This window comes from Streptomyces sp. NPDC059875, assembly GCF_042731085.1.
Classification (GTDB): Bacteria; Actinomycetota; Actinomycetes; order Streptomycetales; family Streptomycetaceae; genus Streptomyces.
In genome coordinates this window covers 62,729-86,545 of record NZ_JBHWJZ010000002.1, presented here as the reverse complement: position 1 = coordinate 86,545, position 23,817 = coordinate 62,729, and the positions used below count along the sequence as shown (strand labels likewise).

The window sequence follows — 23,817 nt, the reverse complement described above, 5'->3', positions numbered from 1 at the left end:
CAACCCGCACGTAATACCAAGAGAGGTAGCAGCCATGGACTGGCGTCACAACGCCGTTTGTCGTGAGGAAGACCCCGAGCTGTTCTTCCCCATCGGCAACACCGGTCCTGCGCTGCTGCAGATCGAGGAAGCCAAGGCCGTCTGCCGCCGCTGCCCCGTCATGGAGCAGTGCCTGCAGTGGGCGCTCGAGTCCGGCCAGGACTCCGGCGTCTGGGGTGGCCTCAGCGAGGACGAGCGCCGTGCGATGAAGCGCCGCGCCGCTCGCAACCGGGCGCGCAACGCCAGCGCCTGAACACCCTGACAAGCCTGAGGCAAGCGGCGCGTACATCGCGTACGCAATCACCGCTCCCGAGCCGCAGCGCGCAGCAGTAACCCACAGCATTCGAGCCCCGGACCGATCTCCTCGGTCCGGGGCTCGCTGCTGTGTACGGACGCGTGCGGTCGCGTGCGATCAGGCGATCACTTCTGCGGCTGTACGGGGATGTCGAGGACGACCTTGGTCCCGCGCTCCGCGCCCGGCTGCATGTCGAAGGTGCCGCCCAGCTCCCCCTCGACCAGGGTCCGCACGATCTGCAGGCCGAGATTGCCCGCGCGCTGCGGGTCGAAACCCTCGGGCAGGCCGCGGCCGTCGTCCCGGACGGTGATCAACAGCCGGGAGTCGGCGCGGGGTTCACCGCGGACGGCGGTGACCTCGACCGTGCCCTGCTCCCCCGGCGCGAAGGCGTGCTCCAGGGCGTTCTGCAGCACTTCGGTCAGGACCATCGAGAGCGGGGTGGCGACCTCCGCGTCCAGGATGCCGAAGCGGCCGTTGCGCCGGCAGGTCACCTTGCCAGGCGAGATCTCGGCGACCATCGCGATCACGCGGTCGGCGATCTCGTCGAACTCCACGCGCTCGTCCAGGTTCTGGGAGAGCGTCTCGTGCACGATGGCGATCGAACCGACCCGGCGCACGGCCTCGTTGAGGGCCTCGCGCCCGCGGTCGGAGTCCATCCGGCGGGCCTGGAGGCGCAGCAGCGCGGCCACCGTCTGGAGGTTGTTCTTCACCCGGTGGTGGATCTCCCGGATGGTGGCGTCCTTGGTGATCAACTCGCGCTCGCGGCGGCGCAGTTCGGTGACGTCGCGGAGCAGCACGAGCGAACCGATGCGGGTGCCCTTGGGCTTGAGCGGGATCGCCCGCAGCTGGATCACACCGCCGTTGCCCTCGACCTCGGCCTCGCGGGGGGCGTAGCCGGAGGCCAGCTTGACCAGGGCCTCGTCGACGGGGCCGCGGGAGGGGGCGAGTTCGGCGGTGATCTGGCCGAGGTGCTGACCGACGAGGTCGGCGGCGAGGCCGAGCCGGTGGTACGCGGAGAGGGCGTTGGGCGAGGCGTACTGGACGATGCCGTCGGCGTCCAGGCGGATCAGGCCGTCGCCGGCGCGCGGCGAGGCGTCCATGTCGACCGCCTCCCCGGGGAAGGGGAAGGCGCCGGCGGCGATCATCTGCGCCAGGTCGGAGGCGGACTGGAGGTACGTGAGCTCCAGCCGGGACGGGGTCCGCACGGTGAGCAGATTGGTGTTGCGGGCGATGACGCCGAGGACGCGGCCCTCGCGGCGCACGGGGATGGACTCGACCCGTACCGGGACCTCCTCGCGCCACTCGGGGTCGCCCTCGCGCACGATCCGGCCCTCGTCGAGGGCGGCGTCGAGGAGCGGGCGGCGGCCGCGCGGAACGAGGTGGCCGACCATGTCGTCCTGGTAGGAGGTGGGGCCGGTGTTGGGCCGCATCTGGGCGACGGAGACGTAACGGGTGCCGTCGAGGGTGGGGACCCAGAGAACGAGGTCGGCGAAGGAGAGGTCGGAGAGCAGCTGCCACTCCGAGACCAGCAGGTGAAGCCACTCGAGGTCGGACTCACTCAGAGCGGTGTGCTGGCGGACGAGCTCGTTCATGGAGGGCACATCAGCGAGCGTACCTGCGGAATCGAGGGGCGATGAACCTGGATCTCAGGGCGTTCGTGTTGGAGGATGGACCGGGAACGCAGGCTTGCCGATGGATGGACAGACAAGAATGGTCTAGTCCACAATGGCAGAGCAGCATTCCTGTGAAGACCTCCGCCCTCCCCGCACAGGAGGGCGGACGAGGTGATCGACGCTCTCTGCCCTGACTGCGTCGAGACCTCCCCTTACGGCCGCGGGACCGCACATCCCCGGCCGGGCAACTCCGGGCTGCGGTGCCGGACGGGTTGAGGGTCCCGTCGGGCGCCGTAGCCCGCGGGTGTTTCCGGGGCCTTCAGCCCCCCGACCGGCGCCGCCGGCATCGCCGCCTCCGCCACCGCCTCCAGCTCCGCGCGGGTCGCCCCGTCGCGCGCCCGCCGGGACATGCCCTGAAGGACCGCGCCGTACAGCCTCAGCAGGCCTGGTTCCGGTGGCTGCGGAGGCCGTCCCGTTCGACCATGGGGATGGCATCGTCCAGCGGCCGGAAGGGCCTGAGCGGACGGCCTCCGCTCTGCTAGATTGAGCTTTGATTGGTCTATACCACCAGGCCCCTCACCAGCCCCTCACCAGATCGGCAGGCAAAGCGTGGAAGTTGTCATCGTCCCGGACGCCACGGCAGGCGGAGAGCTCATCGCGGACGGCATCGTCGGCCTCCTGCGCCGCAAGCCCGACGCGCTGCTCGGCGTTGCCACGGGTTCGACTCCGCTGCCCATCTACGAGGCCCTGATCGCGCAGGTCAAGGCCGGTTCCGTGGACGCCTCGCGCGCCCGGATCGCTCAGCTGGACGAGTACGTCGGGCTGCCCACGGGGCACCCGGAGTCGTACCGCTCCACCGTGCTGCGTCAGGTCGTGGAGCCGCTGGGGCTCTCCCAGGAGGCCTTCATGGGGCCCGACGGCGCGGCCGAGGACGTCCAGGCGGCCTGCGAGGCCTACGACCGGGCCCTGCGCGACGCCGGCGGGGTGGACCTGCAGATCCTCGGCATCGGGACCGACGGGCACATCGGCTTCAACGAGCCGTGCTCCTCGCTCGCCTCGCGGACGCGGATCAAGACGCTCACCGAGCAGACCCGGGTCGACAACGCGCGCTTCTTCGACAACGACATCGAGCAGGTGCCGCACCACGTCATCACCCAGGGCATCGGCACCATCCTGGAGGCCCGCCACCTGGTCCTCCTCGCCACCGGCGAGGGCAAGGCCGACGCCGTCGCCCAGACCGTCGAAGGACCGGTCGCCGCGCTCGTACCGGCCTCCGCGCTGCAGCTGCACCCGCACGCGACGGTCGTCGTGGACGAGGCCGCCGCGTCCAAGCTGAAGCTCGCGGACTACTTCCGCCACACCTTCGCCAACAAGCCCGCCTGGCAGGGCATCTAGGGCGTACGCGCGCCCGTACGACGAAGGGCCCGGTACCTGGTTCAGGTGCCGGGCCCCTCGCGTACCGGTCTCAGAGCCCGGCGATGGCCTCCGCCGCCGCCCGGCCGCACACGCGGGCGGCGCCGTGCGTGGCGATGTGCAGGGCGCCACGGGGCTCGGCCTGGTTCAGGCCCATCTCCACCACGACCGTGTCCGGTCGGGCCGCGAGCAGGGCGTCCAGGGCCTCGGTCATCCACGCGTGGCGGTGGGCGTCCCGTACGACCGCGACGATCCGTCGCTCCCCCGCGGCGGCGAGGACCGCGTCCACCGAAGGCTCGTCGTACGAGCCGGTCTGGGTGCCGGGCAGCAGCCGCTCCAGCTCCGCCGCGACGCCCCACGGCGTCTCGTCGCCGACGGCGATGTTGGCGACCGGTGTGAAGGCGGCGACATAGGGAGCACTGGTCATCGGCGTGTAGGGCCGCTCCCCCGTCGTCTGCACGGCCCGGCGGGCGGCGACCAGTCCGATGTCGGTGCCGGGCGCGGTCCCCTCCTGCACTGCCGCGCCCGGCCCCGATACAGCCCCCCTGGCCCGGTGCGCCTGGGTCCAGGCCGCCAGGGCGCGTACACGCGCCGCGGCGTCGGCCAGCCGCTCCTCGGGCAGTTCGCCGGTCCGTACCGCCTCGACCAGCGCGTCGCGCAGCCGCAGTACGGTGTCCTCGTCGGCCAGCCCGCCGCCGACGCAGATGGCGTCGGCGCCCGCGGCGATCGCGAGGACGGATCCGCGCTCGATGCCGTACGTCGACGCGATGGCCTGCATCTCCATGCCATCGGTGACGATCAGCCCGTCGAAGCCCAGCTCCTTGCGCAGCAGACCGGTCAGGATCTGCGGGCTCAGGGTCGCCGGACGGTCCGGGTCGAGCGCGGAGAGCAGGATATGCGCGCTCATCACCGCTTTGGTACCCGCGGCGATCGCGGCGCGGAAAGGCAGCAGCTCACGGGCGTGCAGTGTGTCCGGATCCACATCGATGCGGGGCAGCGCGTGGTGCGAGTCCACGTTGGTGTCGCCGTGTCCGGGGAAGTGCTTGGTGCAGGCGGCGACGCCGACGGCCTGGAGGCCCTCGACGTACGCCACGGTGTGCCGGGCGACGAGTTCGGGGCTCGGGCCGAAGGACCGGACGCCGATGACCGGGTTGTCGGCGTTGGAGTTCACGTCGGCCGAGGGCGCCCAGTTGAGGTCGACGCCACAGGCGGCGAGCCGGCGGCCGAGCTCCTCGGCGACGGCCCGGGTGAGGTGCACGTCGTCGACCGAGCCCAGCGCGTAGTTGCCGGGGAAGGACGATCCGCGCCGGACCTCCAGGCGGGTGACGTCTCCGCCCTCCTCGTCGATGGCGACGAGGACGTCGTCCCGCTCGGCCCGCAGCCGCGCGGTGAGCGCGGCGAGCTGCTCGGGAGAGGAGATGTTCCGGCCGAACAGGCCGACGGAGGAGAGCCCCTGACCGATCCTGCGGAGCAGCCAGTCGGGCGCCGTCGTGCCCACGAAGCCGGGCTGGAGGACGGTGAGCGCGTCACGGGTCAGGGTGTCCGAGGCGCTGACGAGTGTGGTCATGATGCGGCGTTATCCCTTCACCGCGCCGGCCGTCAGGCCGGCGGCCATCTTGCGCTGGACGAGGAGGAAGAGGATCACGATGGGAACGGCCATCATGGTGGAGCCCGCCATCATCGGGGCGTACTCCGTGCCGTTCTTCGTGATGAAGTTGCCGAGCCAGACGGTGGCCGTCTGGTTCTGCTGGCTCATCAGCATCAGCGCGTACAGGTACTCGTTCCACGCCTGGATGAAGCCGTAGACGGAGGTGGCGACCATGCCCGGGGCGAGCAGCGGGAAGACGACCCGGATGAACGCGCCGGTGCGGGTGCAGCCGTCGACCTGGGCTGCCTCCTCCAGCTCCTTGGGGATGTTGACGATGAAGCCACGCAGCGTCCACACCGTGAAGGGCAGGATGAAGGTCAGGTAGGTGATGATCAGGCCGGTGATCTTGTCGTACTGGCCGAGGTCGTTCAGCATCAGGAAGACCGGAATGATCATCGCGACGAGCGGGACCATCTGGACCGCGAGGATGCCGACGATCACGATCTTGCGGCCGCGGAAGGCGAAGCGGGAGATGGCGAGCGCCGCCAGCATGCCGACCACGATGCCGATGACGACGACCACCGACGAGACGATGAGGCTGCGGGTGACCGGTCCCCAGAAGTCCGCGATCTCCAGTGCGCGCTTGAAGTTCTCCACCGTGAACGTGGTGGGGAAGAAGTGCGGGTTGGGGTCGATGGCGTCCTTCGCCGGCTTGAACGCCGTGTTCACCATCCAGTAGACGGGGAAGCCGACGACGACGAAGACGAGGAGCCCGAGCAGGTTCCAGCCGAGCTTGGACTTGCGGCGGCGGGTGACGGCGGGGGCCGCGGTGGTCGTGGTCACTCCACCTCTCCGATCTTGAGCATCTGACGCATGTACACGGCGACCACTCCGAGCAGCAGGAGGACCGTGACGAGAGCGATCGCGGAGCCGGTGCCGTAGTCGTTGACGACGAACGCCTTGTCGAACGAGTACGTGGTGAGCAGCTGGAACTCCGCCTCGGGGTGGCCGTTGCGCATCACGTAGACCTGCGGGAAGACGCCCATGTCCCAGATCACCGAGAGCGTCGTCAGCATGACGATGATCGGCTTGAGGATCGGCAGGGTGACGAAGCGGAACACGCCCCAGGCGCCGGCGCCGTCGAGGCGGGCGGCCTCTTCCAGCTCCTTGGGGACCTGGGTCAGACCGGCGCTCAGGGTGATGACGACGAAGGGCACGGCGCCCCAGACGACGAGCAGCATGATGACGGCGAGGCCCTGCGGGCCGCTGGCGAACCAGTTGTGGCCGATCATGTCGACGCCGGGCAGCTTGCTCAGCAGCCAGTTGAGGACGCCGTAGTCGGCGTCGAAGAGCCACTTGAAGATGGCGGTGGCGACGATGATGGGCATGCCCCAGCTCGCCACGAGCACGATGTTGATGAGGGCCTTGACCCAGCCGGAGACCCGCTGGAGCAGCAGGGCGATCAGCATGCCGAGGACCATCGTGAGGACCACGGCGCCGCCCGCGAAGATCACGGTGCGCAGGACGACGGCCCAGAACTCGCTGTCACCGAGGATCTTGGTGAAGTTGGCGAAGCCGGCCGACTCCGCCTCCTGGAAGCCCCAGAGCTGCGGCTGTCCGAAGTGCTGGAAGGAGAGGGTGACCAGCCGCACCAGCGGATAGCCGAGCACCAGGAGCAGGACGAGCAGGCACGGCGCGAGCAGGAGCCAGGGGACTCCTCCTCCGCCGTTGGTGGGCTTCTTCCCCGGCTTCGGGGCACCGGCCCCCGGGCCGGATGGTGGCGATTGCCGCACCGGCGGCACCTTCGCGGTGGTTGTGTCTGCGGCACTCATCCCGTGCTCCTCAGCGATCCCTCTCGTGGTACGGGAAGCAGGGCCCCGTCGCCCCTATTTGAGGCTCGGCTCACTCGCCGGGGTGACGGGGCCCTGCCCATAGGTCACTTGGTGTTGATGACCTTGTCGATCGCGGTGTCCGCGTCCTTGGCGGCGGCCTCGACCGACTTCTTGCCGTTGGCGATGTCGATCAGCATCGTCTTGAGGATCTGGGCCTTCTCGACCTGGCCCCAGCCCGGAGCGGTCGGGACGAACCAGCTGGACTCGGCGGCGGTGGCCGCGACGGTGGTGGCCGGGTCGGACTTCAGCGGGGCGAGGTCCGCCTTGTTGTTGGGCAGGTTGCCCTTGGCGACGAGGCCCTTCTGGCCCTCGGCGCCGGTGTAGGCGTTGATCCACTCGGCCGCGAGGCCCTGCGCCTTGGACTTGACCGGGATGGCCAGGTCCGAGCCGCCCAGGAAGACGGGGAGGTTCTTGCCGGACGGGCCGGGCATCACGAAGTTCTCGAGCTTGTCCAGCAGCCCGCCGACCTTGTCGCTCTTCGGGTCGGCGGCGGTGGCGCCCTCCCAGCCGGCGGCGAACATCGTGGCGGCGTTGCCCTGGCCGAAGACGACCGGGCGGTCGGCCTCGTCCTTGGTCTTGTCGCCGTGCATGTACGTGTCGAGGATGCTCTTGTACTCGTTCAGGCCCTTGACGGACTCCGGCGAGGAGAGGTTCGACTTCCAGGTCTCGCCCTCCTGCTTGGCGATGGAGCCGCCGGCGTCGAAGACGAAGGACATCGCGGCGTACCAGTCCGGCGACGGCTGGTACCAGGCGCTGAACTTGTCGCCCTTCTTCTTCTGGATGGCGTCGAGCGCGGCGGTCAGCTCGGCCCAGGTCTTCGGGGCGGCCTTGACGCCGACCTCGGCGGCGATGTCCTTGCGCCAGGTGCCCACACGGCCACCGGCGTAGTAGGGGACACCGTAGGTCTTGCCGTTGTAGGTGACCGAGTCCTTGAGGGCGTCGAGCCACTTGTCCGAGTTGTCGAACTTCGAGGCGTCGACCTCGGCGAAGGCGCCCTTGGCCATGTAGCTGATCATCTCGGAGTTGCCCATCTCGACAACGTCCGGGGCCTTGTCCGTGGCGAGCACCGCGTCGAGCTTGGTGTTCTTGTCCGGCCAGCCGTAGTACTCGTGCTTGATCTTGACGCCCGGGTGCTTCTTGGTCACCGCGTCGTCGGCGGCCTTGACCAGCTCGGGCCAGTTGTTCTGGGCGTCGACCGTCAGCCAGACGGTGAGCTCCTTGGCGTCGCCGCCGGCGTTGTCCCCGCTCTTGTCGGAACCGCACGCGGCGATGCTGACCATGATGCCCGCGACGCCGATCGCCGCGATGAGCTTGCGCTTCACGCCACCCTCCTCAGGGATGCCTGCAACCCCCCCACCGCGCGAAGACATACGTCGAGTAGTGCTCGTGGGGCTGGGACCTGGTCTTTAATGGTTTAGACCAGTACCCGGAGCTTGGCCTAGACCTTTAGGGGTGTCAAGGGTGTATAAGAAGGGCAGTCGCGTCCGTTATCGGACCGACACCTGAGGGAGGGCGACGACCCGTGACCGGTCCGTGCCACCATGTGAGCCGCGACAGACGGAGGAGCCGGTGACGGCAGCAGCACAGGAGTCGGGAAGGCAGGCCATGGCCACGGACGCGGGCGGCACGGAGAAGGACAGCGGGGTCACCACCCGCACCGCGCGCGTGCCCAAGTACTACCGACTGAAGCGGCACTTGCTCGACATGACGGAGACCCTGCCGCCCGGCACACCGGTCCCGCCGGAGCGCACGCTCGCCGCCGAGTTCGACACCTCGCGCACCACCGTGCGCCAGGCCCTGCAGGAGCTGGTCGTCGAGGGCCGGCTGGAACGGATCCAGGGCAAGGGCACGTTCGTGGCCAAGCCCAAGGTCTCGCAGGCGCTCCAGCTCACCTCGTACACCGAGGACATGCGGGCCCAGGGCCTGGAGCCCACCTCGCAACTGCTCGACATCGGGTACGTCACCGCCGACGACACGCTCGCCGGCCTGCTCGACATCTCGCCCGGCGGGCGCGTGCTGCGGATCGAGCGACTGCGGCTCGCGAGCGGCGAGCCGATGGCCATCGAGACCACGCACCTGTCGGCCAAGCGCTTCCCCGCGCTGCGCCGTTCACTGGTGAAGTACACCTCGCTCTACACGGCGCTCGCCGAGGTGTACGACGTGCACCTCGCCGAGGCGGAGGAGACCATCGAGACCTCCCTCGCCACCCCGCGCGAGGCCGGCCTGCTCGGTACGGACGTGGGCCTGCCGATGCTGATGCTCTCCCGCCACTCGCTGGACGCGCAGGGCGAGCCGGTCGAATGGGTGCGCTCGGTGTACCGCGGCGACCGATACAAGTTCGTTGCGCGACTCAAGCGGCCCAACGGCTGACAAAAGGCCCATCACGTCCGTCCGTTATTCGGACGGGGGTTCCATAGAGCGGAACCGTCCCCTAGATTTCCTGCGCATTACACAGGTGATCAGCGAGGGGACGGTTCCGTCGTATGTCGGAAGAAACGCAGGGAAGACAACCAACCGTCACACCCGTGCGGGTCGTGGTGGCGCTCTGCCTGATCGCGCCGTTCGTGGCGATGCTCTGGGTGAGTTCCTACGCCAAGGTCGAGCCGACCTTCATCGGCATCCCGTTCTTCTACTGGTACCAGATGGCCTGGGTCGTGATCTCGACCGCGCTCACCATGGTCGCCTATCAGCTGTGGCAGCGTGACCAGCGCGCCCGCAAGGGGGGTGCGTCGAAGTGAAGGACGGCGTGAACGGCGTCGCACTCGCCGTCTTCATCTTCTTCTTCCTGGCCGTCACGGTCATGGGCTTCCTCGCCTCGCGCTGGCGCAGGGCCGAGAACGAGAACAGCCTCGACGAATGGGGCCTGGGCGGCCGGTCGTTCGGCACCTGGGTGACCTGGTTCCTGCTCGGCGGCGACCTCTACACCGCGTACACCTTCGTCGCCGTCCCGGCGGCCATCTACGCGGCGGGCGCGGCCGGCTTCTTCGCCGTCCCGTACACGATCCTCGTGTACCCGCTGATCTTCACCTTCCTGCCCCGCCTCTGGTCGGTGTCGCACAAGCACGGCTACGTCACCACCTCCGACTTCGTCCGCGGCCGCTTCGGCTCCAAGGGCCTGTCGCTGGCGGTCGCCGTCACCGGCATCCTCGCCACCATGCCGTACATCGCGCTCCAGCTGGTCGGCATCCAGGCCGTCCTGGACGTGATGGGCGTGGGCGGCGGCGAGAACACGCACTGGTTCATCAAGGACCTGCCGCTGCTGATCGCCTTCGGTGTCCTCGCGGCGTACACCTACTCCTCGGGTCTGCGCGCACCGGCGCTCATCGCCTTCGTCAAGGACACGCTGATCTACATCGTCATCGCGGTGGCGATCATCTACATCCCGATCAAGCTGGGCGGCTTCGACGAGATCTTCGCCAAGGCCGGCGAGGCGTACGCGACGATCAACCCGGCGACCGACAAGCCGCGCGGCGCGCTGGTGCCGGGCGAGATGGGCCAGTGGGGTTATGCGACGCTCGCGCTCGGCTCGGCGCTGGCGCTCTTCATGTACCCGCACTCGATCACGGCGACGCTCTCCTCGCGCAGCCGTGACGTGATCCGCCGCAACACCACGATCCTGCCGCTGTACTCGCTGATGCTGGGCCTGCTGGCGCTGCTCGGCTTCATGGCGATCGCCGCCGGCGTGAAGGTGACCAACGGCCAGCTCGCGATCCCGCAGCTGTTCGAGAACATGTTCCCGGACTGGTTCGCGGGCGTGGCCTTCGCCGCCATCGGCATCGGCGCGCTGGTGCCCGCCGCGATCATGTCGATCGCCGCCGCCAACCTCTTCACCCGCAACATCTACAAGGACTTCCTGAAGCCGGACGCCACTCCGGAGCAGGAGACCAAGGTGTCCAAGCTGGTGTCGCTCCTGGTGAAGGTCGGCGCGCTCGCCTTCGTCCTCACCATGGACAAGACGGTCGCGATCAACTTCCAGCTGCTCGGCGGCATCTGGATCCTGCAGACCCTCCCGGCGCTGGTCGGCGGTCTGTTCACCCGCTGGTTCCACCGCTGGGCGCTGCTCGCCGGCTGGGCCGTCGGCATGGTCTACGGCACGGCGGCGGCGTACGGCGTGGCCAGCCCGACCCAGAAGCACTTCGGCGGCTCGTCCGCCGAGATCCCGGGCATCGGCGAGATCGGCTACATCGGCCTCACCGCCTTCGTCATCAACGTGGTCGTCACCGTCGTCCTGACCTTCGTCCTGAAGGCCGTGAAGGCGCCGGACGGTGTGGACGAGACCTCGCCGTCGGACTACACGGCGGACGCGGGCGACGCGGGAGTCCGGACCGAGCTGCCGAAGGTCGGCGCCGGCTCGCACTGACGCCGAGGAGCACAGCGCGGGGCCCGGGATTCCGAACGGAAATCCCGGGCCCTTCGCCGTACCCCTGGGGCAGACTGCGCCGCATGGACTTCACCATCAGGACGGTACGACCCGAGGAGTACGAGGCCCTCGGCGACCTCACCGCACGCGCCTATCTGGACGACGGACACCTCGACTTCGGCGAGGACGACGACTATCTGCATCTGCTGCGGGACGTGGCCCGGCGGGTCGCCGAGGCGGAGGTGCTGGTGGCGGTGGACCGCGCCGGCACCGTGCTCGGCGGGGTCACCTTCGCCCTGGGCGACGAGGAGTGGGCCGACATCGCGCGCGAGGGCGAGGCCGAGTTCCGGATGCTCGCCGTGGCGAAGGACGCGCGGGGGCGGGGCGTCGGCGAGGCGCTCGTACGGGCCTGTGTGGAGCAGGCGCGGGAGATCGAGGGGTGCCGGCGCATGGTGCTGTCGACCCAGCCCCGCATGGCCTCGGCGCACCGGATCTACGAGCGGATGGGCTTCGTCCGCACCCCCGAAAGGGACTGGAAGCCGATTCCGGACATGGATCCGCTACTCACCTACAGCATGGAACTCTGAACCCAACGACACAACATGTGGGGGGTGCTTCGAGGAGCGCCCCCCACATGTATGCTCGTGCTCGCTGTCCTTGCAGGGGAATCCGGTGGAAATCCGGAACTGTCCCGCAACGGTGTGGTTTCGGCGTGCTTGTGCGCCGGCCGAGTCCGAAGACCTGCGGACAGCGCACCCGGTCCGTCCGTTCCGGGTGCCACAGACGTCCGGGCCTCGCGGAGTGGGCCGTGGCGCGGCGCACCCCTGCGTACGGGTGCCCGCTGCCCGCCTCCCCCGCCGGCCCCGAGCCGAGCGAGGGAGAGCCCCCACGTGACCATCGCGCCCGCCGATCCGGCCGCAGCGATCGAGAGCGACGGTAACGAGAGCGACGGACCCGGGACCGTGCTTCTGCGGACCCTGACCGACCTCACCGCCGACCTCACCGACACCGACCCCGGCAAGGTCGCCGCGGCGGCGCTCCGCGGCCGCAACGCCGGTTCGGACGAGGCCGAGCTGCGCGAGCTGGCCACCGAGGCGGCCGCCGGTCTGATCGCCGAGGACCCCGCGTACTCCCGGCTCGCCGCCCGGCTCCTGACGATCACCATCGCCGACGAGGCGGCCGACCAGGGCGCGGTGTGCTTCTCCGCCTCGGTCGCCGTGGGCCACCACGAGGGCCTGATCGCCGACCGCACGGCCGAGTTCGTCGCCCTGCACGCCGACCGGCTCGACTCGCTGATCGACGCCGCGGGCGACGACCGCTTCGGCTACTTCGGTCTGCGCACCCTCTACTCGCGCTATCTGCTGCGCCACCCGATCACCCGCAAGGTGATCGAGACCCCGCAGCACTTCATGCTGCGCGTCGCCTGCGGCCTCGCCGAGGACGACAGCGTGCGCGCGCTGGACGAGGTCGCGGCGCTGTACGGGCTGATGAGCCGGCTCGACTACCTGCCCTCCTCCCCCACGCTCTTCAACTCCGGCACCCGCCACCCGCAGATGTCGTCCTGCTACCTGCTGGACTCCCCGCTCGACGAGCTGGACTCGATCTACGACCGCTACCACCAGGTCGCGCGCCTGTCGAAGCACGCCGGCGGCATCGGGCTCTCGTACTCCCGTATCCGCGCCCGCGGTTCCCTGATCCGGGGCACCAACGGGCACTCCAACGGCATCGTGCCGTTCCTGAAGACCCTGGACGCCTCGGTGGCGGCCGTGAACCAGGGCGGCCGGCGCAAGGGCGCGGCCGCGGTCTACCTGGAGACCTGGCACGCGGACATCGAGGAGTTCCTGGAGCTGCGCGACAACACCGGTGAGGACGCCCGGCGTACGCACAACCTGAACCTCGCGCACTGGATCCCGGACGAGTTCATGCGCCGGGTCAACGCCGACGCCGAGTGGTCGCTGTTCTCCCCGGCCGACGTGCCCGAGCTGGTCGACCTGTGGGGCGAGGAGTTCGACGCCGCGTACCGCAAGGCGGAGGCTGCCGGCCTGGCCCGCAAGAGCATGCCGGCCCGTGACCTGTACGGCCGGATGATGCGGACGCTGGCCCAGACCGGCAACGGCTGGATGACCTTCAAGGACGCCTCCAACCGCACGGCCAACCAGACCGCCGAGCCGGGCCACACGGTCCACTCCTCCAACCTCTGCACGGAGATCCTGGAGGTCACGGACGACGGCGAGACCGCGGTCTGTAACCTGGGCTCGGTCAACCTCGGGGCGTTCGTCGTCGGTTCGGACATCGACTGGGAGCGGCTCGACGCGACCGTCCGTACGGCCGTCACGTTCCTCGACCGGGTCGTGGACATCAACTTCTACCCGACCGAGCAGGCCGGGCGCTCCAACGCCCGCTGGCGCCCGGTGGGCCTGGGCGCGATGGGCCTCCAGGACGTCTTCTTCCAGCTGAAGCTGCCCTTCGACTCCCCCGAGGCGCGCGCGCTGTCCACCCGGATCGCCGAGCGGATCATGCTCGCCGCGTACGAGGCGTCCGCCGACCTCGCCGAGCGCAACGGCCCGGTGCCGGCCTGGGACAAGACCCGCGCCGCGCGCGGTGTCCTGCACCCCGACCACTACGACGTCGAGCTGAACTGGCCGGAGCGCTGGGCCGCGCTGCGCGAGCGGATCGCCGCCGTCGGCATGCGCAACAGCCTGCTCCTCGCCATCGCGCCGACGGCGACCATCGCCTCGATCGCGGGCGTGTACGAGTGCATCGAGCCGCAGGTCTCCAACCTGTTCAAGCGCGAGACGCTCTCCGGCGAGTTCCTCCAGGTCAACTCGTACCTGGTCGACGAGCTGAAGAAGCTCGGCGTGTGGGACGCGCAGACCCGTGAGGCGCTGCGCGAGTCCAACGGCTCGGTGGCCGGCTTCACCTGGGTCCCGGCCGAGGTGCGCGAGCTGTACCGCACGGCGTGGGAGATCCCGCAGCGCGGCCTGATCGACATGGCCGCCGCCCGCACCCCGTTCCTCGACCAGTCGCAGTCGCTGAACCTGTTCCTGGAGACGCCGACGATCGGCAAGCTGTCGTCGATGTACGCGTACGCCTGGAAGCAGGGCCTGAAGACGACGTACTACCTGCGCTCCCGTCCGGCGACGCGGATCGCCCGCGCGGCCCAGGCGTCGACGACCGCCGCCGCGCCGATTCCCGTACAGGCGACTCCCGAAGAGGCCGTCGCCTGTTCCCTTGAGAACCCCGAGTCCTGCGAGGCCTGCCAGTAATGAGCTCCAACGAACAGAAGAACCTCCTCGACCCGGGCTTCGAGCTGACCCTCCGCCCCATGCGCTACCCGGACTTCTACGAGCGCTACCGGGACGCGATCAAGAACACCTGGACGGTGGAGGAGGTCGACCTCCACTCGGACGTCGCCGACCTCGCCAAGCTGACGCCGGGTGAGCAGCACATGATCGGCCGGCTTGTCGCGTTCTTCGCGACCGGTGACTCGATCGTCGCCAACAACCTCGTGCTGACGCTGTACAAGCACATCAACTCCCCCGAGGCGCGGCTGTACCTCTCGCGCCAGCTGTTCGAGGAGGCCGTGCACGTCCAGTTCTATCTGACGCTGCTCGACACCTACCTGCCCGACCCGGAGGACCGCGCCGCCGCGTTCGCCGCGGTCGAGAACATCCCCTCCATCCGCGAGAAGGCGCAGTTCTGCTTCAAGTGGATGGACTCGGTCGAGAAGATCGACCGGCTGGAGACCCAGGCCGACCGCCGTCGCTTCCTGCTGAACCTGATCTGCTTCGCCGCGTGCATCGAGGGCCTGTTCTTCTACGGCGCCTTCGCGTACGTGTACTGGTTCCGGTCCCGCGGTCTGCTGCACGGGCTCGCGACCGGCACCAACTGGGTGTTCCGCGACGAGACGATGCACATGAACTTCGCCTTCGAGGTCGTGGACACCGTCCGCAAGGAGGAGCCGGAGCTCTTCGACGACGCGCTCCAGCAGCAGGTCACCGACATGCTGAAGGAGGCCGTCGAGGCGGAGCTGCAGTTCGGCCGGGACCTGTGCGGCGACGGACTGCCGGGCATGAACACCGAGTCGATGCGCGAGTACCTCCAGTGCGTCGCCGACCAGCGCCTCCAGCGCCTGGGCTTCGCCCCGGTGTACGGCTCCGAGAACCCGTTCGCGTTCATGGAGCTCCAGGGCGTTCAGGAGCTGACGAACTTCTTCGAGCGCCGGCCGTCCGCCTACCAGGTGGCGGTCGAGGGCTCGGTGGATCTGGACGAGGACTTCTAGACCTCTCCGTACGACGAAGGGCCCCGCTCCGGGGGGAGCGGGGCCCTTCGTCATGCGCGGGTACGGGGATCAGTCGTTCGGGACCGTCTCGTAGCGCGGCGTGCCCTCTTCCATCTGCCGGAGCGCGTCCTTGCGGTCGCGCTTGGAGAGCTTGTCGATGTACAGGAAGCCGTACAGGTGGTCCGTCTCGTGCTGGAGGCAGCGGGCGAAGTAGCCGGTGCCGCGGACCTTGATCGGGTTGCCCTGGGCGTCCTGGCCGTGCACCTCGGCGTAGTCCGGGCGGGCCAGCGAGGCGTACGCGGTCGGGACCGAGAGGCAGCCCTCGTTGGAGTCGTCCAGGCTGCGGCGGTCGGCGGGCAGCTCCTGGAGCACCGGGTTGATCACGACGCCGGTGTGGCGCACGCCCTCGTCGTCGGGGCAGTCGTAGACGAAGACCTTGAGGTCGACACCGATCTGGTTCGCGGCCAGGCCCACGCCCTCGGCGGCCTTCTGGCTGGCGAACATGTCGTCGATCAGCGACGCGAGCTTGTCGTCGAACTCGGTGACGTCCTTGCACTCCCGGTGGAGCACCGGGTTGCCGACGACGGTGATCGGGCGCACCGTGCCGCGCTCGCGGTACGCGAGCTCACGCGCCTCGCAGTCCTCCGTGTCGACGACGAACCCGTCGTTGATCTGCTCGTCAGTCTCCTGCTGCGCCATTCCGCCGCACGCCTTCCTCAGAACCCCAGTCGATGGTCCCGTACAGCCTAAGGGCAGGATCCGGGCAGTTCAGCAGACCTCTTCGAGATCCCGCCACTCACGGCTGTCGGGGCTGTCCGCCACCCAGCCGTCGAGCAGGCCCCGGACCAGACCCACGGGCGCGGCGATCCCGCACTCCCGTTCGGGGACCCAGAGCTCGCCGGGCGAGCGGTGGCCGAGGGGGCCGGGGTGGCCCGGTTCGCTGTGGTCGTGCGGGTCGAGGTGCTCGCCCTCGCCCTCGGCGCTGGGCATGGTCGACTCGGAGCAGGCGCGACAGAGCAGCCGGACCGAGGAGGACCAGTCCTCGGCGGCGAATCCGGCGTCGGCGGCGAGCTGCTCAAGGGCGTCGCGGTCGGCCTCGGTGGCGGCCTCCAGGAGCACCACCCAGGTGGGGACGGGCGACGGGGCCCACAACTCGATCTCGTCGAAGACGGGGTAGGACGGGCCCGCGGAGGTCGTGCGCTCGCCGTTGGGCACCCCGTCGTGGAGGACGACCTCGCCCCAGCGCCGGCCCGAGGACGGCAGCGGGATGGACAGCACCTCGATACGGGCCGGGTCGAGCCTGCGGCCCCACACCACCTCGGCCTCGCCCTCCGGCGAGAGCCGGACCGCGGCGCTGCCCAGCTCCATCCCGGCGGGCTCACCCGTGCCGGCGGAGGCCCCGGGCACCTTCAGCCCGTACGCCTGCCAGGCGCGGCGGGCCAGCGGCCAGTCCTGGAGGGCGGTGGCGGCGATGCCGACGTTCCACCAGTCCGGGGCGCCGGTCTCCTTGTCGAGAAGCGCGACGGCGCGCAGCCCGGCCGCCCGCGCCTGCTCCCAGTCGTGCCGGAACTTGTGCAGCAGCGCCAGGTTGAACCAGGACTCCGAGAGCCAGGGCTCCAGATCCGCCGCGCGCGTGAGCAGCGCGCCCGCGTCCTCGTACCGGCCGTCGCCGATCAGCGTGAATGCGCGGTCGGTGGCCTGCCGCCACGAGGCGGAGGGCCGATGCCGTACCTTCCCGAAGATCCTCACGATTCCCGCCTGCCGGTCGCTTCACCCTCTTGTTCGCATCCAACCATGCCCGGTTGGACGCGCGCTCATTACCCATGGGTTACCCAGGAGGAGCAGGGGTGACGCCGCCCCTCGCCAGGACTCTGGCAAGGGATTCCACGACCTCCGGGTGGTGGTCGCGGGCGGTGGAGAGCCGGAGCCGTTCGAGGGCGGTGAGCGCCCCACCGGCGCTGTCGCCCGCGAGGTCGTCGTAGGCGTTGACGGTACGGACGATCCGCGCGGGCAGGGGTTGGTCGCGGTACGGATCGGCCTGCCGTTCCACGACGACGGCCACGGCCGCGGGGACGCCGGTCTGGCGGACGACGGCGCCGCCGAGGAGCGCTATGCGGCGCTGCTCCTCGGGCGGGAGCAGCGCCGTGGCGCCCTCGGGGACAGGGTCGACGAGGGAGAGCTGTCCGATGTCGTGCATGAGCGCCGCGTACTCGAGGACGGTCAGCTCGGCCCCGGAGAGCCCCAGCTCGCGCCCGACGGCGCCGCTGAGCGCGGCGACGCGGTGGGCGTGCCCGGGCGCGGTGTAGCCGGCGATCTCGGTGGCCCGGGCGAGAGAGGCGATGGTCTGCCGGTTGGTGGTGCGCACGGCCGCGTACCGGCGGAACGAGACCTGGGCGAGCAGCAGCGGTACGCAGAAGACGGGCAGCGCCCAGAGCCCGGCGGCGGCCGCGCCGAGGGCCATCACGGCCCCGGTGGCGCAGACCGCCGAGCCGATGCCCAGCAGGGCGCGCAGCTCGTCGCGGAGAAGGGGGCCGTACGGGTAGAGGGTGCGGGCCCGGAGCATCAGGGCGGCGAGCACCGCGTCGCACAGGGCGGTGAGGAGGAGCAGAAGCAGCAGGTAGAGGGCGTAGGAGGGGCCCTGGCCGAGATAGAGGGTGAGCTCGCCGGAGTTGTACAGCGGCTGGAAGCAGAGGGCGGCGAAGCCGACGGTGAGGATGCGCCGCGCCAGGTGGTCCAGGTCGGGGCCTTTGCCGCGGGCGATGTGCGGGACGATCCCGACGAGCCCGCCCGCGACGACGACGGCGACGATCTGGAGGACGCCGTGGGTGGTGGTGCGGCCCGCGTTCTCGCCGAGCAGGGCGTACGCGAGGGCTCCCGCGGAGGCGAGCGGTGCGGGCTCCCTCTCTCCCGGCAGGGCGCCCCAGCGGGCGAGCTCGCCGAAGGCGATGAGCACGCCGAACGCGAGGGCGTTGCCGGGGTCGTCGACCCCGTACCAGAGCGTGGAGGCGAACCCGGCGGCGGTGAAGACGAGCGCGGCCCCGTGGACCGCGCCGACGGTGACGGCCCCGGGCCTCATGCACGGCCCTGCGGGCGGGCGGGGGGCAGCGCGGCGCCGGGTGCTGAGCCCGCGGGGGCCGGCTCCGCACCCGGCGGGCCGGCGGCCCGGTCGTCGGCCTGCGGCGGGCCGGTGAGCCGGGCGGTCGGCGCCGCCGCGCCGTCCGGGGGCGCATCCGCCCTGCTCGCCGCGGAGGGCGTGCCGGCGGGCACGGGCGGCCCGGCGTCCGCGTCGCGCCGCGCGGGCGCCCGCGGAGGCGGGACGTCGCCGGCCGCGGGGGGAGCCTCGTCCGCGGTGACCGCCGTCTGCCAGCCGTGGCGGTCGAGCGCCCGTACCAGCGCCCGCACCATCCGTTGGTCGAAGTGCGTGCCCGCGCACCGCTCCAGCTCCGCCACCGCCGTCTCCACCGGCCGCGCCCTGCTGTAGCACCGGGTCGACGTCATCGCGTCGAAGGCGTCGGCGACCGCGACCACCCGGGCGAACTCCGGGATCTGGCCGCCGCTGAGCCCGTACGGGTAGCCGCTGCCGTCCATCTTCTCGTGGTGGTGCAGGATCGCCGCCCGTGCCTCGCCCAGGAAGCCGATCCCCCGGACCATCTCGTGTCCGTACTCCGGGTGCAGTTCGATGATCCGGCGCTCCTCCGGTGTCAGCGGCCCGTCCTTCCTCAGCACCCGCGTCGGCACGCCGAGCTTGCCCACGTCGTGGAGGATCCCCGCGAAGCGGAGGATCTCCAGGCGCTCCTCCTCCATCCCGAGCTCACGGGCGATCAGCACCGACGCCTGCCCGACCCGTTCGCTGTGCCCCCGGGTGTACTTGTCCTTGATGTCGACGGCCTGGACCAGGGCGCGGATCGTCGCCTGATGCGCGGCGCGTTCGCGGTGGTACTGGGCGAAGATCCAGCAGGAGATGTACATCGGCAGGAGGACGAAGAGCGCGGCGACGGGACCGTACGTACTGCGCCACAGCACCGCCATCATCAGCCCGGCGAGCCCGTGCACCGCGTGCGGGGCGAGGGCGCGGACGAGCAGGCCGCGCCACGCGGTGCGCGGGGCGAGCCCCTCGGCCGTCGTCCGGATCCCGCCGTCGAGGGCGGTCAGGACCAGGCAGAAGGTGAGCGCGGAGGCCCCGGCGGGCAGCAGGACGTACGGGAAGTCGGGCGTGTGCACCCCGAGCCCGAGGGCGTCGTCGCAGCTCAGGGCGGCGGCGACATGTGCGGCGGCCCAGACGGCGAGCACGAGCTGACCGGCGCGCCATGCCCGGCGGACCCCCGCAGGCCGCTGCTCGACGCGGGCGAGCAGCGCACCGGGCACCGCCGTGAGCGCGGCGGCGGACGGCGGCAGGAGCAGCGCCGAGGTGAGCAGGACAGGAAAGAACGATCCGGCGCCCATGGGCACCGAGCTGCCCGACGCCCGGCCGAGCAGCCTGCAGCGGCCGGGCAGCTCGCACACGGCGTACAGGGCGGCGAGCAGCGCGACAGTGCCCCAGGGGGTCTGTGCGCCGGGGCGCAGCGCGGGCAGGAGGCACCCGGCGGCGCCGATGAGGGCGCAGCCGATGTACACACGTGCCGCTCGCGGAATCGCCATCACGCCCATCACGCCTGTCACGCTAGCGAGTTGGGCGGCGCGTGCGGGCGGTCGTCGACCGATTCGCACCATCGGGTGATACAAGCTGATGTATGCATGAGGGCCGCCGCGATCACGTCGCGGCGGCCCTTTCACTCAGGTCCGGCGGTCACTCCTGGGCGGTCGCCGTGATGTCCTGCTCGGGCACCAGCTGGCCCGAGCGGATGAGGTCGATCCGGCCCATCACCTTGGCCCGCAGATCGGTGGGCACGTCGTCACTGCCGCAGCAGCGCTTCACGAGCTTCTTCACCGCCTGCTCCAGGCCGTACTTCTCCAGGCACGGGGAGCACTCCTCGAAGTGCACCTCGAACTTGGTGCAGTCACTGTCGGGCATCTCATGGTCGAGGAACTCGTAGAGATGATCCAGGACCTCTGAGCAATCCGTCTCGTGCGGCTCTCCGCAGCTCATGAGCCCGAGCCTTTCAGATCGTTCGACGACTCTCCGGCGCCCGCGGGAACGAGCCCGCGGTCGCGAGCGTAGTCCTCGAGCATGCCGCGCAACTGGCGGCGGCCCCGGTGCAGTCGGGACATCACCGTACCGATGGGTGTACCCATGATGTCCGCGATCTCCTTGTACGCAAAGCCCTCGACATCCGCGAGATAGACCGCGATACGGAATTCCTCGGGGATCGCCTGAAGGGCTTCCTTCACGTCGGAGTCCGGCAGGTGGTCCAGGGCCTGCGACTCGGCGGAACGCAGCCCGGTCGACATGTGCGACTCGGCGCGCGCGAGCTGCCAGTCCTCGATCTCCTCAGCGGCGCTGCGCTGGGGTTCGCGCTGCTTCTTGCGGTACGAGTTGATGAAGGTGTTGGTGAGGATGCGGTACAGCCACGCCTTCAGATTCGTACCCTCGCGGAACTGGTGGAACGAGCCGTACGCCTTGGCATACGTCTCCTGCACCAGGTCCTCGGCGTCTGCGGGGTTGCGCGTCATGCGCAGCGCGGCGGAGTACATCTGGTCGAGGTATCCGAGGGCGTCCCGCTCGAAGCGCGCGTTGCGCTCCTCGGTCGTCTCCTCGGGGCCGTCGTCGGTCCCTGTGTCGGTCCCAGTGACCGGACCCACCTCCTCCAGCGCTGCGGCGAACCCGAATGCGGACCCGCTCGATTCGGAGGATAGACGAGGAACCGCTCCGCCCGCCGCCCGAATAGGGGCGGTCTTGGGCGCGGGCAGCACTGTCCAGTCGAGGTCAGCGGCCTGCGCACGCTCGGGGCAGATGGTCGAACCCATGCGACGGACTCCCTCTTCCTTGCTCTCACACCGACATGGGTCACAACCGTGGTCGCACGCTCGACATTCCCGGCCTCAGCTCCGGAGTGACGCGGCCCACGTGGTGACTTCCCCGGCGATGAGCGCGAGGGTCTGTTCCGGTGTGACGGGGGCGCGCTTGGCGACGGCGAAGCTGTGATCGCCGTACGGCACCTCGACGAGGCCGTACTCCCACCCGTCTCCCGCCACCACCCTTGCACCGACGCGCTGCGCGCGATCCCTTTTCATTCCGGGGAACTCCTCGGGCTTTCCGAAGGCGTCGTTGCCGCCCTGGACGACGAGGGTGGGCAGGCCCGTGGAGAGCAGTTCGTCGGCCCGGGACTTCTCGGGCTTGCCCGGCGGGTGGAGCGGGAAGCTCAGCGCGAGCACGGCGGCGGCGCCGAGCTCCTTCCCGGTCCGGCAGGCCACCCGGGCGCCGGCGCTCCGGCCCCCGGCGATCACGGGGAGGCCGGGCTTCGCGAGGGCGGGCCAGAGCCCGCGCCACCCGGTGTCCAGGGTCTTCGGCGCGGGCGCCACCTTCTTCCCGGCGACCCGCCACGGCTGCTCGACGAGCGCCACGGTCACCCCGTGCGCGGGCAGCGTCCCGGCCAGGGCCTGGAGGTCCCGCGCCTCGATCCCGCCCCCGGCCCCGTGCCCGAGGGCCAGGACCGCCCACGCCTTCGTCCCGGGGTACCAGGTGATCCGGGCGTCCCCGGTGTCCGTCGCTACGTTTTCGGTACGGCTCATACCGCCCATGGTGCAGGGCGCTCACCGCGGCGCGAAGCTGCCGCGCTCGGCTCGGGGCGAAGCCCCACAGGCGTGGGGGAACTCCCGCCGTCAGAACAGCGTGCCGACCTCCGGCCCCGCCAGCTCCGTCAGCAGCTCCGGCCCGTTGTTGCGGACGTTGCTCACCGCCGTCGCCACCGGATACGCCCGCATCAGGCCCCCGGGCGGCGCCTCCAGCAGGCCCTGGAGCTCGTCCACGTCCGTGCGTCCCGGGTCCAGCCACGCGTCCCAGCGGTCCGGGGTCAGCATCAGCGGCATCCGGGGGTGGATGTCCGCGAGCGACAGGGGGCCCTCCGCCGGGGACACGCCCAGCGGCCCGGTCTCCGCCTCCGTCGTGATCACGGAGCAGGTCACCCACCACGACGACGGGTGGTCGTCCGGGAGCGTGCGGTCACGCCAGAACTCGTACAGTCCGGCCATCGCGAAGACCGAGCCGTCCGCCGGGGTCACGAAGTACGGCTGCTTCCGCGGCCGCTTCTTCTTCCCCTCGACCTCCAGGTCCCGCTCCCCCGACCCGGTCACCCACTCGTAATAACCGTCGGCCGGCAGGATGCACCGCCGCGTGGAGAAGGCCCGCTTGAACGACGGCTTCTCGGCGACCGTCTCCGCCCGCGCGTTGATCATCCTGGCCGCGCCCTCCGGCGACTTCGACCAGGACGGCACCAGACCCCACTTCAGTGAGCGCAGCTGGCGAACCGGACGCGGCGAATCCGCGTCTTTCAGTGGGCGTTCCAGGATCGCGTAGACCTCCTTGGTCGGGGCCACGTTCCAGTCGGGAGCCAGGGTCTCCTCGGGCTCCCACTTCTCGACCTCGAAGACACCCACCAGGTCCTCGGGCCGACGACTCGCTGCATACCGTCCGCACATACGTGCCACACTGCCACGATCCACGACGACCCCGGGGAGTTAGTCCACAACATGACCGAAGTCCTCGGTACCCAGCCCGCCCCCGAAGAGTGGCTCGTGATCGCGACGGCGATAGCCGCACTCGCCGTCACGGTCCCCCGCGCGATATGGCGGCTGTCCCGCAACGCCATCACCATCGCCCACGAGGGCGGCCACGGTCTGATCGCCCTCATCACCGGCCGTCGGCTCGAATCCATCCGGCTCCACTCGGACACCAGCGGGCTCACCGTCTCCCGAGGCCGCCCGAGCGGCATCGGCATGATCCTCACCGCCGCCGCCGGCTACACCGCCGCCCCGCTGCTCGGCCTCGGCGGCGCCTGGCTGCTCGCGAACCACCGGATCACCCTCCTGCTCTGGCTGGCGACCGCCCTCCTCGTCGCCATGCTCGTGATGGTCCGCAACGCGTACGGGATCTTCACCGTGCTCGTCACGGGCGCCGCGTTCCTCCTGGTCTCCTGGCTGACGGGCCCCGACGTGCAGTCGGCCTTCGCGTACTCCGTCGTCTGGTTCCTGCTCGTCGGCGGGGTCCGGCCGGTCTTCGAGCTCCAGCGCAAGAGGCGCCACGGAGGGGCACCGGACTCGGACGCGGACCAGCTCGCCCGCCTCACCCATGTGCACCCGGCGCTCTGGCTCTTCCTCTTCCACGCCGTGTCGATCTGTTCCCTGATCGGCGGAGGCCGCTGGCTGCTGGGGCTGTAGTCGGTGCGGGCCCCACTAAAGT

At 70.3% G+C, this 23,817-nt stretch carries 22 protein-coding genes and 1 riboswitch; of the genes, 9 read left to right on the top strand and 13 right to left on the bottom strand.

The features are described 5' to 3' along the window. Nucleotides 1-34 precede the first annotated feature (34 nt). Nucleotides 35-292 (top strand): WhiB family transcriptional regulator, encoded by a 258-nt coding sequence (locus ACFV9D_RS02340; RefSeq protein ID WP_003953983.1) that lies wholly within the window; start codon nt 35-37, stop codon nt 290-292. Nucleotides 293-459: 167 nt separating this feature from the next. Here ACFV9D_RS02340 and ACFV9D_RS02335 read toward each other — a convergent pair whose 3' ends face one another. Next, on the bottom strand, nt 460-1,926 hold the full coding sequence (locus ACFV9D_RS02335) for a sensor histidine kinase (RefSeq protein WP_385140435.1): 1,467 nt from the start codon (nt 1,924-1,926) through the stop codon (nt 460-462). A gap of 630 nt (nt 1,927-2,556) precedes the next feature. Between ACFV9D_RS02335 and nagB the strand changes: the two genes are divergently transcribed. Then, nucleotides 2,557-3,342: a glucosamine-6-phosphate deaminase gene (nagB, locus tag ACFV9D_RS02330; protein WP_385139614.1), complete on the top strand. Its 786-nt coding sequence runs from the start codon at nt 2,557-2,559 to the stop codon at nt 3,340-3,342. Nucleotides 3,343-3,412: 70 nt separating this feature from the next. Here nagB and ACFV9D_RS02325 read toward each other — a convergent pair whose 3' ends face one another. The 4 genes from ACFV9D_RS02325 to ACFV9D_RS02310 form a co-directional block, all read right to left on the bottom strand. Beyond that, the gene (locus ACFV9D_RS02325) at nt 3,413-4,927 is read right to left on the bottom strand and encodes a glycoside hydrolase family 3 protein (RefSeq protein ID WP_385139611.1); all 1,515 of its coding nucleotides are present in this window, start codon (nt 4,925-4,927) and stop codon (nt 3,413-3,415) included. A 9-nt stretch (nt 4,928-4,936) separates the two neighbouring features. Continuing rightward, the gene (locus ACFV9D_RS02320; protein ID WP_385139608.1) at nt 4,937-5,791 is read right to left on the bottom strand and encodes a carbohydrate ABC transporter permease; all 855 of its coding nucleotides are present in this window, start codon (nt 5,789-5,791) and stop codon (nt 4,937-4,939) included. After that, nucleotides 5,788-6,780 carry a carbohydrate ABC transporter permease gene (locus tag ACFV9D_RS02315; RefSeq protein ID WP_385139605.1) on the bottom strand — a complete coding sequence of 331 codons (993 nt, stop codon included), beginning with the start codon at nt 6,778-6,780 and terminating at the stop codon, nt 5,788-5,790. Before ACFV9D_RS02315 ends, ACFV9D_RS02320 begins: the two co-directional genes overlap by 4 nt. Before the next feature lie 104 nt (nt 6,781-6,884). Next, nucleotides 6,885-8,162 (bottom strand): extracellular solute-binding protein, encoded by a 1,278-nt coding sequence (locus ACFV9D_RS02310; protein WP_385139602.1) that lies wholly within the window; start codon nt 8,160-8,162, stop codon nt 6,885-6,887. Nucleotides 8,163-8,445: 283 nt separating this feature from the next. Between ACFV9D_RS02310 and ACFV9D_RS02305 the strand changes: the two genes are divergently transcribed. The 6 genes from ACFV9D_RS02305 to ACFV9D_RS02280 all read left to right on the top strand — a co-directional run bounded on the left by ACFV9D_RS02305 (nt 8,446) and on the right by ACFV9D_RS02280 (nt 15,482). Next, complete coding sequence (locus ACFV9D_RS02305; RefSeq protein ID WP_385140432.1) at nt 8,446-9,210, top strand: GntR family transcriptional regulator; 765 nt, start codon at nt 8,446-8,448, stop codon at nt 9,208-9,210. 113 nt (nt 9,211-9,323) lie between these two features. Further along, entirely contained in the window at nt 9,324-9,578 is a 255-nt protein-coding gene (locus ACFV9D_RS02300) for a DUF3311 domain-containing protein (RefSeq protein ID WP_385139599.1), read from the top strand. After that, on the top strand, nt 9,575-11,200 hold the full coding sequence (mctP, locus tag ACFV9D_RS02295; RefSeq protein ID WP_385139596.1) for a monocarboxylate uptake permease MctP: 1,626 nt from the start codon (nt 9,575-9,577) through the stop codon (nt 11,198-11,200). Before ACFV9D_RS02300 ends, mctP begins: the two co-directional genes overlap by 4 nt. Before the next feature lie 83 nt (nt 11,201-11,283). Continuing rightward, on the top strand, nt 11,284-11,787 hold the full coding sequence (locus tag ACFV9D_RS02290) for a GNAT family N-acetyltransferase (protein ID WP_385139593.1): 504 nt from the start codon (nt 11,284-11,286) through the stop codon (nt 11,785-11,787). Nucleotides 11,788-11,831: 44 nt separating this feature from the next. Next, nucleotides 11,832-11,964, top strand: a riboswitch (cobalamin riboswitch). Nucleotides 11,965-12,090: 126 nt separating this feature from the next. Beyond that, on the top strand, nt 12,091-14,466 hold the full coding sequence (locus ACFV9D_RS02285; RefSeq protein WP_385139590.1) for a ribonucleoside-diphosphate reductase subunit alpha: 2,376 nt from the start codon (nt 12,091-12,093) through the stop codon (nt 14,464-14,466). Next, nucleotides 14,466-15,482 (top strand): ribonucleotide-diphosphate reductase subunit beta, encoded by a 1,017-nt coding sequence (locus ACFV9D_RS02280; protein WP_385139587.1) that lies wholly within the window; start codon nt 14,466-14,468, stop codon nt 15,480-15,482. The genes ACFV9D_RS02285 and ACFV9D_RS02280 overlap by 1 nt, the downstream gene beginning before the upstream one ends. 69 nt (nt 15,483-15,551) lie before the next feature. Here ACFV9D_RS02280 and def read toward each other — a convergent pair whose 3' ends face one another. The 8 genes from def to ACFV9D_RS02240 all read right to left on the bottom strand — a co-directional run bounded on the left by def (nt 15,552) and on the right by ACFV9D_RS02240 (nt 23,057). Further along, the gene (gene def, locus ACFV9D_RS02275) at nt 15,552-16,181 is read right to left on the bottom strand and encodes a peptide deformylase (RefSeq protein ID WP_385139584.1); all 630 of its coding nucleotides are present in this window, start codon (nt 16,179-16,181) and stop codon (nt 15,552-15,554) included. A gap of 69 nt (nt 16,182-16,250) precedes the next feature. Beyond that, the gene (locus tag ACFV9D_RS02270) at nt 16,251-17,231 is read right to left on the bottom strand and encodes a hypothetical protein (protein WP_260228954.1); all 981 of its coding nucleotides are present in this window, start codon (nt 17,229-17,231) and stop codon (nt 16,251-16,253) included. Between the two features lie 79 nt (nt 17,232-17,310). After that, nucleotides 17,311-18,558: an HD-GYP domain-containing protein gene (locus ACFV9D_RS02265; protein ID WP_385139581.1), complete on the bottom strand. Its 1,248-nt coding sequence runs from the start codon at nt 18,556-18,558 to the stop codon at nt 17,311-17,313. Beyond that, nucleotides 18,555-20,123 (bottom strand): HD domain-containing phosphohydrolase, encoded by a 1,569-nt coding sequence (locus tag ACFV9D_RS02260; RefSeq protein ID WP_385140429.1) that lies wholly within the window; start codon nt 20,121-20,123, stop codon nt 18,555-18,557. Before ACFV9D_RS02260 ends, ACFV9D_RS02265 begins: the two co-directional genes overlap by 4 nt. A gap of 145 nt (nt 20,124-20,268) precedes the next feature. After that, a complete protein-coding gene (rsrA, locus tag ACFV9D_RS02255; protein WP_361850602.1) occupies nt 20,269-20,568 on the bottom strand; it encodes a mycothiol system anti-sigma-R factor in 300 nt (99 codons plus the stop codon). After that, nucleotides 20,565-21,221: a sigma-70 family RNA polymerase sigma factor gene (locus tag ACFV9D_RS02250; protein WP_030207302.1), complete on the bottom strand. Its 657-nt coding sequence runs from the start codon at nt 21,219-21,221 to the stop codon at nt 20,565-20,567. Before ACFV9D_RS02250 ends, rsrA begins: the two co-directional genes overlap by 4 nt. Nucleotides 21,222-21,461: 240 nt before the next feature. Next, nucleotides 21,462-22,160 carry an alpha/beta family hydrolase gene (locus tag ACFV9D_RS02245; RefSeq protein WP_385139577.1) on the bottom strand — a complete coding sequence of 233 codons (699 nt, stop codon included), beginning with the start codon at nt 22,158-22,160 and terminating at the stop codon, nt 21,462-21,464. Between the two features lie 81 nt (nt 22,161-22,241). Beyond that, on the bottom strand, nt 22,242-23,057 hold the full coding sequence (locus tag ACFV9D_RS02240) for an SOS response-associated peptidase (protein ID WP_385139574.1): 816 nt from the start codon (nt 23,055-23,057) through the stop codon (nt 22,242-22,244). A gap of 51 nt (nt 23,058-23,108) precedes the next feature. Between ACFV9D_RS02240 and ACFV9D_RS02235 the strand changes: the two genes are divergently transcribed. Next, nucleotides 23,109-23,795, top strand: a complete 687-nt coding sequence (locus ACFV9D_RS02235; protein WP_385139570.1) for a M50 family metallopeptidase — start codon at nt 23,109-23,111, stop codon at nt 23,793-23,795. The last annotated feature ends 22 nt before the right edge of the window (nt 23,796-23,817 follow it).

Excerpts from the sequence above, each read along its gene's own strand:
- ACFV9D_RS02315 (WP_385139605.1), bottom strand. The coding sequence starts at position 6,780 with ATGAGTGCCGCAGACACAACCACCGCGAAGGTGCCGCCGGTGCGGCAA.
- ACFV9D_RS02290 (WP_385139593.1), top strand. The coding sequence starts at position 11,284 with ATGGACTTCACCATCAGGACGGTACGACCCGAGGAGTACGAGGCCCTC.
- ACFV9D_RS02240 (WP_385139574.1), bottom strand. The coding sequence starts at position 23,057 with ATGTGCGGACGGTATGCAGCGAGTCGTCGGCCCGAGGACCTGGTGGGT.
- ACFV9D_RS02340 (WP_003953983.1), top strand. The coding sequence starts at position 35 with ATGGACTGGCGTCACAACGCCGTTTGTCGTGAGGAAGACCCCGAGCTG.
- rsrA (WP_361850602.1), bottom strand. The coding sequence starts at position 20,568 with ATGAGCTGCGGAGAGCCGCACGAGACGGATTGCTCAGAGGTCCTGGAT.
- ACFV9D_RS02325 (WP_385139611.1), bottom strand. The coding sequence starts at position 4,927 with ATGACCACACTCGTCAGCGCCTCGGACACCCTGACCCGTGACGCGCTC.
- ACFV9D_RS02265 (WP_385139581.1), bottom strand. The coding sequence starts at position 18,558 with ATGAGGCCCGGGGCCGTCACCGTCGGCGCGGTCCACGGGGCCGCGCTC.
- ACFV9D_RS02245 (WP_385139577.1), bottom strand. The coding sequence starts at position 22,160 with ATGGGCGGTATGAGCCGTACCGAAAACGTAGCGACGGACACCGGGGAC.
- ACFV9D_RS02300 (WP_385139599.1), top strand. The coding sequence starts at position 9,324 with ATGTCGGAAGAAACGCAGGGAAGACAACCAACCGTCACACCCGTGCGG.
- ACFV9D_RS02305 (WP_385140432.1), top strand. The coding sequence starts at position 8,446 with ATGGCCACGGACGCGGGCGGCACGGAGAAGGACAGCGGGGTCACCACC.
- ACFV9D_RS02335 (WP_385140435.1), bottom strand. The coding sequence starts at position 1,926 with ATGAACGAGCTCGTCCGCCAGCACACCGCTCTGAGTGAGTCCGACCTC.
- ACFV9D_RS02235 (WP_385139570.1), top strand. The coding sequence starts at position 23,109 with ATGACCGAAGTCCTCGGTACCCAGCCCGCCCCCGAAGAGTGGCTCGTG.
- def (WP_385139584.1), bottom strand. The coding sequence starts at position 16,181 with ATGGCGCAGCAGGAGACTGACGAGCAGATCAACGACGGGTTCGTCGTC.
- ACFV9D_RS02280 (WP_385139587.1), top strand. The coding sequence starts at position 14,466 with ATGAGCTCCAACGAACAGAAGAACCTCCTCGACCCGGGCTTCGAGCTG.